Source organism: Mycobacterium sp. 1245499.0, assembly GCF_001673615.1.
GTDB classification, from domain to species: Bacteria; Actinomycetota; Actinomycetes; order Mycobacteriales; family Mycobacteriaceae; genus Mycobacterium; species Mycobacterium europaeum_A.
Genome location: NZ_LZMG01000011.1, coordinates 26,091 through 35,612, shown reverse-complemented (window position 1 = coordinate 35,612; position 9,522 = coordinate 26,091). Strand labels below are relative to the sequence as shown.

Sequence of the window (9,522 nt, the reverse complement as noted above, 5' to 3'; positions counted from 1 at the left end):
ACCCGCGTAGCTGGACTCGATGACGCCCGCCGGGGGGATGGTCGGATGCAGGTAGATCGGCGCCTGCAGGGCGGCCGCGCGGTCCAGGATGGGCTCGAAGAACGGGTCGTCCAGATAGCGGCCGCGGCTGTGTCCGTTGATCACCGCGCCGGGGAAGCCCAGCCCGCGCACCGCGCGCTCGAGTTCGTCGGCCGCCTGGTCGGGTGCGCTGGTGGGCACGGTGGCAAAGCCCGCCAAGCGGTCGGGGTAGCGCTGCACCGCCGCCGCGAGCTGGTCGTTGCAATCCCGGGCCAGCCGCACCGCCTCGTTCGGATCCAGCTGCTCAACCCCGGGCGCGGCCAGCGACAGCACGGCCAGGTCCACCCCGGCCTCGTCCATCGCCGCGATGCGGCCGTCGCCGAGATCGCTGGCGGGTTCGACGATGCCGGCTCGCGACGCCAGCCAGGTGCCCGGGCCCTGCAGGAATTCCATTGTGGCGTAATGCTCTTCGAGGGCGATGACACGCATCTGGGTTATCCTTCGAGGACTCGGGCGGCCGCGCTCCAGTACGGCAACTCGTCACGGTTGGCGGCCAGGCGGATGGTTTTGGTGTAGCCGTACTCGGCCAGCGTCTCCTGGGCGTGCTCGCGGCCGAACCCGCTGTGGCCCACGCCGCCGAATCCGCTGCCGATGGCCACCCGCGCGTAGTTGTTGACGAAGACGGCTCCGGCCCGGATCTGCCGGCTCACCCGCAGCGCCCGGTCGCCGTCGGCGGTGAACACCGCGGCGACCAGCCCGTAGGGGGTGCCGTTGGCGATCCGCACCGCCTCGGCCTCGTCGCTGAACCGGATCAGGGCGACCACCGGACCGAAGATCTCCTCCTGGGCCACCCGCATGTCCGGCGTGACGCCGGTCAGCACGGTCGGCGCGACGTAGAAGCCGTCCGCGAGCCGCGGATCCTGCGGCAGCGGTGCCTGGGCGGCGATGCGGGCGCCTTCGGCGACGCCGATGTCGAGGTACTCCAGGACCTGCTTGCGCTGCGCCCGGGTGACCAGCGGCCCCACGTCGGTGGCGGGATCGGCGCCGTCGCCCACCCGCAGCCGGCGCACGGCGGCGCACAGCTTCTCCTCGAACTCGGCATAGACGTTGTCCTGCACCAGGATTCGCGACGATGCGGTGCACGCTTCGCCCTGGTTGAAGAAGCCGCCGTCGATGGCGGCCAACAGCGCCTCGTGCAGGTTGGCATCGTCGAACACCAGCAGCGGGTTCTTGCCGCCCAGCTCCATCAACGCCGGCGTGAGGTTGCCGGCCGCGGTGCGCAGCACCGCCGAACCGGTGAGCGGGGACCCGGTAAAGGAGATCTTGCCCACCAGTTGATGCTCGGCCAGCGCGGCGCCCACCTCGCCGCCGCCGGGCACGGCGTGCACCACCGGGTCGGGCAGCACCGACTGGATCAGCTCGACCAGTCGCAGCACCACCGAGGGCGTCTGCTCCGGCGGTTTCAGCACGACGGCGTTCCCGACGGCCAGCGCGGGAGCGACCTTGCCGGCGGTGTGGATCGGCGGCCAGTTGAAGGGCACGATGCCGGCGATCACGCCGTAGGGCTCCAGCGTGGTCACGTCGAACACCGGCCCGTAGTCGCGTGCCTGGCTGGGCAGCACCTCGACCATGCCGGCGAAGTAGTCGAAGATCCCGATCGCGGCTTCCACGTCGAAGCTGCGGGCCTGGCTGATCGGCTTGCCCATCTCTCGCGACTCGAGGGCGGCGATCTCGTCGGCGTGTTCGCGAATGACGTCGGCGATCTGCCGCAGGTAGCGGCCGCGTTCGCGGGCCGGACGAAGCTTCCAGTGCACGTGCGCCGCGTGCGCGGTCCGCACGGCCCGATCCACCTCCGCGGTGCCGGCCCCGTGCACGACGGTGACGACCTGTCCGGTGGCGGGGTTCTCCACGACGAAGCGGTCGTCGGGCGACGCCGACGACCAGGGGGTGCGGATCGTGGTGGGGGCTTGCTGATCCATGGGCATTGTCACGGTATGCCCCGCGGTTTGATCAGCACCAACGATATCTTCTGATGGTTCTCATCACCGGCGGTGATAATCGCTGGTGTGGAGCTTCGTCACCTCGAGTACTTCCTGGCCGTGGCGGACAGTCGAAGCTTCACCGGGGCGGCCCAGCGGCTGCACGTCGTGCAATCGGGAGTGTCGGCCACCATCAAGGCGCTCGAGCGCGAACTGGGCGCCGAGTTGTTCGTCCGGGGCCCGGCCGGCGTGGCGCTGAGCCCCGCCGGCGAAGCGCTGCGACCCCACGCCCGGACCACTTTGGACGCCGCCCGCGCGGCCAAGGACGCGGTGAGCGCCGCCCGGGGCACGGTGCGCGGCACCGTCACGGTGGGGACGTTGACGTCGGTGAGCGTCATCGACGTGCCGACCGTGCTGGCCGAACTGCACGCCCGTCATCCCGACGTCGTGGTCCACCTGCGCGCGGCCAGCTCCGGGTCGGCCGGGCTGGCGGCCCAATTGCGCGACGGGGATCTCGACGTCGCCTTCCTGGTTTTCACCGGACCGCCCCCGGCCGACCTGCACACCCGGCTGGTGGCCTCGGTGCCGCTGCTGCTGGTCGTCCCCGAGGGCCACCCGCTGGCCCGGCGCACGGCGGTTTCGCTGGCCGAGCTCGCGGGCATGCCGTTCGTCGACGGGCCGCCGGGCTATGGGAACCGCGCCGTGGTGGACACCGCGTTCGCGGCCGCCGGGGTCGAGCGGACCGTCGCGGTGGAGGTCGCCGACATCGGCACGGCGGCGGTCTGCATCCGCAAGGGGCTGGGGATCGGTTTTCTGAGTTGGTCCATCCTCGAGGGCATCGACAGCTCGGGTTTGGTGAGCGTCCGGATCACCGGGCACGACCTGCAGTGGCGGCTCTACGTCGCGACCTCGGCGAACCGGCAGGCCAGCGCGGCCACCCGGGCACTGCTGGCGCTGATAGAGGAGGTTGCCGGGGGCGCCCAGAATTCTTCGGCGACCCGGGAACAAGGCGGGACCGACCGCCGTTAGCATTATCGACAAGTTGAGCGAACCACACTCAATACTGGGTTGACAGCCCACCGCCCCAGGGGCAGGCTTGAGCGGGGTTCACTCAGCATAGTGGCACCAGACAAGCTCTACATATTCAGGAGGAATCACTATGGCTCGTGCGGTCGGTATCGACCTCGGGACCACCAACTCCGTCGTCGCAGTCCTCGAGGGCGGTGACCCGGTCGTCGTCGCCAACTCCGAGGGTTCGCGGACCACGCCGTCCATCGTCGCGTTCGCGCGCAACGGGGAGGTGCTCGTCGGCCAGCCCGCCAAGAACCAGGCGGTCACCAACGTCGACCGCACCATCCGTTCGGTCAAGCGGCACATGGGCACCGACTGGTCCATCGAGATCGACGACAAGAAGTACACCGCTCAGGAGATCAGCGCCCGCGTGCTGATGAAGCTGAAGCGCGACGCCGAGGCGTACCTGGGTGAGGACGTCACCGACGCGGTCGTCACCGTGCCGGCGTACTTCAACGACGCCCAGCGTCAGGCCACCAAGGAAGCCGGCCAGATCGCCGGCCTCAACGTCCTGCGGATCGTCAACGAGCCGACCGCGGCGGCGCTGGCCTACGGCCTGGACAAGGGCGAGAAGGAACAGACCATCCTGGTCTTCGACCTCGGTGGCGGTACGTTCGACGTCTCGCTGCTCGAGATCGGCGAGGGTGTGGTCGAGGTCCGCGCCACCAGTGGTGACAACCACCTCGGTGGGGACGACTGGGATGACCGCGTCGTCGAATGGCTGGTCGATAAGTTCAAGGGCACCAGCGGAATTGACCTGACCAAGGACAAGATGGCGATGCAGCGGCTGCGTGAGGCCGCCGAGAAGGCCAAGATCGAGCTCTCGAGTTCGCAGAGCACCTCGATCAACCTGCCCTACATCACCGTCGACGCGGACAAGAACCCGCTGTTCCTCGACGAGCAGCTGACCCGCGCCGAATTCCAGCGCATCACACAGGATCTGCTGGACCGCACCCGTAAGCCCTTCCAGTCCGTGATCAAGGACGCCGGCATCTCGGTGTCCGAGATCGACCACGTGGTCCTGGTGGGTGGTTCCACCCGGATGCCCGCGGTGACCGACCTGGTCAAGGAACTCACCGGTGGCAAGGAGCCCAACAAGGGCGTCAACCCCGATGAAGTTGTAGCGGTGGGAGCGGCTCTTCAGGCCGGGGTTTTGAAGGGTGAGGTGAAAGACGTTCTGCTGCTTGACGTTACGCCGCTGAGCCTGGGCATCGAGACCAAGGGCGGCGTGATGACCAAGCTCATCGAACGCAACACCACGATCCCCACCAAGCGGTCGGAGACCTTCACCACGGCCGACGACAACCAGCCGTCGGTGCAGATCCAGGTCTACCAGGGTGAGCGCGAAATCGCTTCGCACAACAAGCTGCTCGGCTCCTTCGAGCTGACCGGTATCCCGCCGGCTCCGCGCGGCGTCCCGCAGATCGAGGTCACCTTCGACATCGACGCCAACGGCATCGTGCACGTCACGGCCAAGGACAAGGGCACCGGCAAGGAGAACACGATCAAGATCCAGGAGGGCTCCGGCCTGTCCAAGGAGGAGATCGACCGGATGATCAAGGACGCCGAGGCGCACGCCGAGGAGGACCGTCAGCGTCGCGAAGAGGCCGACGTTCGCAACCAGGCCGAATCGCTGGTCTACCAGACGGAGAAGTTCGTCAAGGACCAGCGCGAGGCCGAGGGCGGCTCGAAGGTCCCTGAGGACACGCTGTCCAAGGTCGACGCCGCGATCGCCGAGGCCAAGACCGCCCTGGGCGGCACCGACATCGCCGCGATCAAGGCGGCGATGGAGAAACTGGGCCAGGAGTCACAGGCGCTCGGACAGGCGATCTACGAGGCCACGCAGGCCGCCGGCGAGCAGGCCGGTGGGGGCGCGGCGGGCGACGGGTCTGGCTCCGCTGACGACGTCGTGGACGCGGAGGTGGTCGACGATGACCGGGAGTCCAAGTGACGGAAAGCAATCCACACGAACAGGTGACGATCACCGACAAGCGGCGAATCGACCCTGAGACCGGTGAAGTGCGGCAGGCCCCTCCCGGCGACACGCCGGGAGGGGCGCCGGCCGGCGAACCGGCGCAGCAAGCCGATGGCAAAGTCGCCGAGCTCACCGCCGATCTGCAACGGGTGCAGGCCGACTTCGCCAACTACCGCAAGCGGGCGCTGCGCGATCAGCAGGCCGCGGCGGACCGGGCCAAGGCCGCCGTCGTCAACCAATTGCTGGGCGTGCTCGACGATCTCGACCGCGCCCGCAAGCACGGCGATCTGGAGTCCGGACCGCTGAAGTCGGTCGCCGACAAGCTGGAAAGCGCGCTGAACGGCCTTGGCCTGACGGCGTTCGGCGAGGAGGGCGAGGACTTCGACCCGGTGCTGCACGAAGCGGTGCAGCACGAGGGCGACGGGTCCCGGCCGGTGATCGGCACCGTCATGCGGCAGGGTTACAAGCTGGGTGATCAGGTGCTGCGTCACGCCCTGGTCGGTGTCGTCGACACGGTCGCCGACGAGGATGGAGCGGCTGCCGCACCCGAGTCCGCCGAAAGCGAACCGGCCGACACGGACGACAACGCCGACGCGTCCGGTGAATAAGGCAGACAATCAACACAACAGAAGAAAGGTGAGGGGGTGACGCGACATGGCCCAGCGTGAATGGGTCGAAAAGGACTTCTATAAGGAGCTGGGCGTCTCCTCTGACGCCAGCCCAGAAGAGATCAAACGCGCCTACCGCAAGTTGGCGCGCGATCTGCACCCGGACGCGAACCCCGACAACCCGGCCGCCGGTGAACGCTTCAAAGCGGTCTCCGAGGCGCACAACGTCTTGTCGGATCCGGCCAAGCGCAAGGAATACGACGAAACCCGAAGGCTGTTCGCCGGCGGTGGATTCGGCGGGCGCCGGTTCGACAGCGGCGGGTTCGGGGGCTTCAACGTCGGTGGTGATGGCGCCGAGTTCAACCTCAACGATTTGTTCGACGCGGCCGGCCGAAGCGGCGGCACCAACATCGGTGACCTGTTCGGCGGGCTGTTCGGGCGCGGTTCGGGTGCCCGGCCCAGCCGGCCCCGCCGCGGTAACGACCTCGAGACCGAAACCCAGCTGGATTTCGTCGAGGCCGCCAAGGGCGTGGCGATGCCGCTGCGGCTGACCAGCCCGGCGCCGTGCACCAACTGCCATGGCAGTGGCGCGCGGCCGGGCACCAGCCCGAAAGTGTGTCCCACCTGCAACGGTTCCGGCGTGATCAACCGCAACCAGGGCGCGTTCGGATTCTCCGAGCCCTGCACCGATTGCCGGGGCAGCGGCTCGATCATCGAGCACCCCTGCGACGAGTGCAAGGGCACCGGCGTCACCACCCGGACCCGCACCATCAACGTGCGGATCCCGCCGGGCGTCGAGGACGGACAGCGCATCCGGCTGCCCGGCCAGGGTGAGGCGGGGTTGCGCGGTGCGCCCTCGGGTGACCTGTACGTGACGGTGCATGTGCGCCCGGACAAGGTGTTCGGCCGCGACGGCGACGACCTGACGGTGACGGTGCCGGTCAGTTTCACCGAGTTGGCTTTGGGCTCAACCATTTCGGTGCCCACCCTGGACGGCAAGGTCGGTGTCCGGGTGCCCAAGGGCACCGCCGACGGCCGCATCCTGCGGGTGCGCGGGCGTGGCGTTCCCAAGCGCAGCGGCGGCAACGGCGACTTGCTGGTGACCGTAAAGGTCGCCGTTCCACCGAATTTGGAGGGGGCCGCCCAGGAGGCGCTGGAGGCGTACGCCGCCGCCGAGCGCGCCAGCGGCTTCGACCCCCGGGCCGGATGGGCAGGCAATCGCTGATGGCCAAGGGCTCGAGCAATTCACGAAAAGAGGACGCCCGGACCTTCATGATCTCGGTGGCCGCCGAGCTGGCCGGCATGCACGCCCAAACGCTGCGCACCTACGACCGCCTCGGGCTGGTCAGCCCGCGCCGGACTTCCGGTGGGGGACGGCGGTATTCGGAGCACGACGTTGACCTGCTGCGCGAGGTGCAGCGCCTGTCGCAGGACGAGGGCGTCAACCTCGCCGGCATCAAGCGGATCATCGAGCTGACCAATCAGGTCGAGGCGCTGCAGGCCCGGGTCAAGGAGTTGACCGAGGAGCTTTCGCAGGTCCGCGCCAGCCAGCGCCGCGACGTGGCGGTGGTGCCCAAAAGCACCGCGCTGGTGGTGTGGCAGCCGCGCCGGGGACGCTGACTTTCGGTCGGTTTCCCTTGCGCCCCAAGGGGTCTGTCTCCGACACGCATACGACCTTCGCAAAAGCGCTAGCACATCTGCTAGCGCTTTTTGCAATCACCTGATGACCACCAGACAGCGGCAGTGACCCGAGTGGTCACGGTGAGCCCACCCGGATCGAAAATTGCGTGACGGCCCGCTCGCCCGGTAGCGCGCAGCGGTAGCCGCCCCGGCGCAGCGCGTCGGTCGGTGCGGTCATCGGCTCGAAGCACACGATCGTCTTCGTGGGGTCGTCGGGCGTCGGCGCGAAAATCTGCGCCGCCGGATAACCCTGCTCGTAATGCACCTCGATGCGCCGACCGCCGCCGGACACCGCGAACACCGCGCCGTCGGCCACCCCGTCGTAGGCGTCGTCGAACGTGTTGTCGCCCAATGCCTCTCGCCGGGCCGGCTGGGGCTCGGAAGCGCCGGTGGGCAGCCCGATGTCGTCGAGGCCCAAATGCCGCAACGGCGGTGTCTCGATGACCCAGTCGGCCCGCGGGGCGTCGGGCAGTTGCAGGTAGGGATGAAACCCGAAGCACAGCGGCACGGCCCGATCCCCGGTCGCGTCCACCGTGGTCCGAACCGTCAGCGTCCGGTCGCCCAGCCGCACCGCGACCGTCAGCACATGCGGATACGGGAAGCTGGCCAGCAATCGGGGATCGGCACCGAAATCCAGTTCGGCGATCAGCTCGCTGGCGGTCTCGGCCGTCACCCGCCAACCGGGGTAGGCGGCCAGGACGCCGTGGATGGGTAGCCCGTTGGGATCGGCGCGCACACCGTTTTCTCCCGGCGTCAAGGTCACGGTGACGTCCTGGGCGGTATAGGTGTTCTCGCCCAACCGATTTGCCCACGGGTACAGGATGGGGATCCCCATCGTCTTGCCATCGGAGACGTAGGCGTCCAGGCCGCGGCGCTGGCCCAGCAGCTCCGCACCGGCGTCGCGCAGCGACGTGCCGATCATCCCCGCCTCGGGAACGAACTGAGCGACCAGCGGCGACGACGGATCGCGCAGAGTGACGACGTGCATGGCTACCTCCATAGCGGGTCATGCTGAATGCGTTCGGGCGGAGCGCCTTTGGCGATCAGGGCATCCTTGGTGGCGCTGACCATCGCCGGCCCCCCGCAGACCAGGATCTGCCGGTCACCCCAGCCGCCGTACTTGGTCACCACGTCGGGCAGCCGCCCGATCTGATGCACGTGCAGGCCGCGCGGCGGCGTGACGTCGGGATAGTCCGCGGCCCAGGACGGGTCGCTGTTGTATTCCGAGACGGGCGAGACCGACAGCCACGGATTGTGCGAGGCGACCTGCCACAGGGTCGGCAGATCGTAGAGTTCGCAACGGTATCGGGCGCCGAAGAACAGATGGATGCGCGGGTTCACCGCGAACCGGGACAGGTCCATGATCAGCGCCCGCAGCGGCGCCAGGCCCGTGCTGCCGGCGACCATCAGCACGTCGCCGCCCTCGCGGTCGACCCGCAGGCCGCCGTGCGGGCTGGACAGCCGCCACCGGTCGCCGATGCGGGTTTCGCCGACGATCGCGGTGCTGACCAGGCCGCCGGGAACCAGGCGGACGTGGAACTCGATGCCGCCGCCCGGGTCGGCCGGAATGGCGGGACTCAAATACCGCCAGCGGTGCGGGCACTGCGGCACGTGGACGTCGACGTACTGGCCGGGGTGGTAGTGCATCGGCTGGTCGAGTTGCAGCCGCACGACCGCGAGATCGCGCGACACCCGCATGTGTTCGATGACGGTGCCGTCCCACCAGGCGGGGCCCTCCTCGGCGTCCGCGGCGCCGCTCATCACCCCGGTGATCAGGTTCAGCGACTGCCGGGCCGCCGCCTCCACGGCGTCGGTCCACGCCGCGCCGACGTGCGCGCGCAGCGTCGAGAGCAGCGCGCGCCGCAGGGTTTCGTAATGGGCCGGCAGCACACCGTATTTGCGATGGTCGCGGCCGAGCTGGGCCAGAAAAGCCACCGGCTCCTGCGCGCGCCGGGCGACCAGCTCGCCGAGCACCCAGTGCAGCGCGTGCCCGAAAGCGAGCCGCTGGGCGGCCATTTCGGGCGGGAACAGATCGCGCACCGAGCCGTCGAGGGCGAACCACTGGGTGTAGAAGCGATGGACGAGCGCGGAGTCACCGGCCGTGTCCGCGGGCGCGAAGGCGTCACGCAGCACCCGCAGCGCTTCGGCGTCCTCCAGGCTCACGGGCCCCGATTGTAGGCTCGGCCGCCGC

The 9,522-nt window shown here is 69.0% G+C and carries 9 protein-coding genes; 5 read left to right on the top strand and 4 right to left on the bottom strand.

The genetic code is table 11. From position 1 onward, the window contains the following. On the bottom strand, positions 1 to 507 hold a 507-nt coding region (locus A5646_RS00500), incomplete at its 3' end, for an amidohydrolase family protein (RefSeq protein WP_156752982.1). Between the two features lie 5 nt (positions 508 to 512). After that, on the bottom strand, positions 513 to 1,997 hold the full coding sequence (locus tag A5646_RS00495) for an aldehyde dehydrogenase (protein ID WP_067019064.1): 1,485 nt from the start codon (positions 1,995 to 1,997) through the stop codon (positions 513 to 515). An 87-nt stretch (positions 1,998 to 2,084) separates the two neighbouring features. On the opposite strand from A5646_RS00495, the gene A5646_RS00490 reads away from it, so the two are divergent. From A5646_RS00490 to A5646_RS00470, 5 genes are all read left to right on the top strand, one after another. Further along, positions 2,085 to 3,026, top strand: coding sequence for a LysR family transcriptional regulator (locus tag A5646_RS00490; protein WP_067019056.1), 942 nt, complete (start codon positions 2,085 to 2,087; stop codon positions 3,024 to 3,026). A gap of 130 nt (positions 3,027 to 3,156) precedes the next feature. After that, positions 3,157 to 5,019: a molecular chaperone DnaK gene (dnaK, locus tag A5646_RS00485; RefSeq protein WP_066872307.1), complete on the top strand. Its 1,863-nt coding sequence runs from the start codon at positions 3,157 to 3,159 to the stop codon at positions 5,017 to 5,019. After that, a complete protein-coding gene (gene grpE, locus A5646_RS00480; RefSeq protein WP_066872309.1) occupies positions 5,016 to 5,651 on the top strand; it encodes a nucleotide exchange factor GrpE in 636 nt (211 codons plus the stop codon). The genes dnaK and grpE overlap by 4 nt, the downstream gene beginning before the upstream one ends. A 46-nt stretch (positions 5,652 to 5,697) precedes the next feature. Next, positions 5,698 to 6,876: a molecular chaperone DnaJ gene (gene dnaJ, locus A5646_RS00475; protein ID WP_066872313.1), complete on the top strand. Its 1,179-nt coding sequence runs from the start codon at positions 5,698 to 5,700 to the stop codon at positions 6,874 to 6,876. Continuing rightward, positions 6,876 to 7,271 carry a heat shock protein transcriptional repressor HspR gene (locus A5646_RS00470; protein ID WP_066872316.1) on the top strand — a complete coding sequence of 132 codons (396 nt, stop codon included), beginning with the start codon at positions 6,876 to 6,878 and terminating at the stop codon, positions 7,269 to 7,271. Before dnaJ ends, A5646_RS00470 begins: the two co-directional genes overlap by 1 nt. Positions 7,272 to 7,407: 136 nt before the next feature. Here A5646_RS00470 and A5646_RS00465 read toward each other — a convergent pair whose 3' ends face one another. After that, the gene (locus A5646_RS00465; RefSeq protein ID WP_067019052.1) at positions 7,408 to 8,319 is read right to left on the bottom strand and encodes an aldose 1-epimerase; all 912 of its coding nucleotides are present in this window, start codon (positions 8,317 to 8,319) and stop codon (positions 7,408 to 7,410) included. Between the two features lie 2 nt (positions 8,320 to 8,321). Further along, complete coding sequence (locus A5646_RS00460) at positions 8,322 to 9,494, bottom strand: FAD-binding oxidoreductase (protein WP_067019049.1); 1,173 nt, start codon at positions 9,492 to 9,494, stop codon at positions 8,322 to 8,324. Positions 9,495 to 9,522 lie beyond the last annotated feature (28 nt).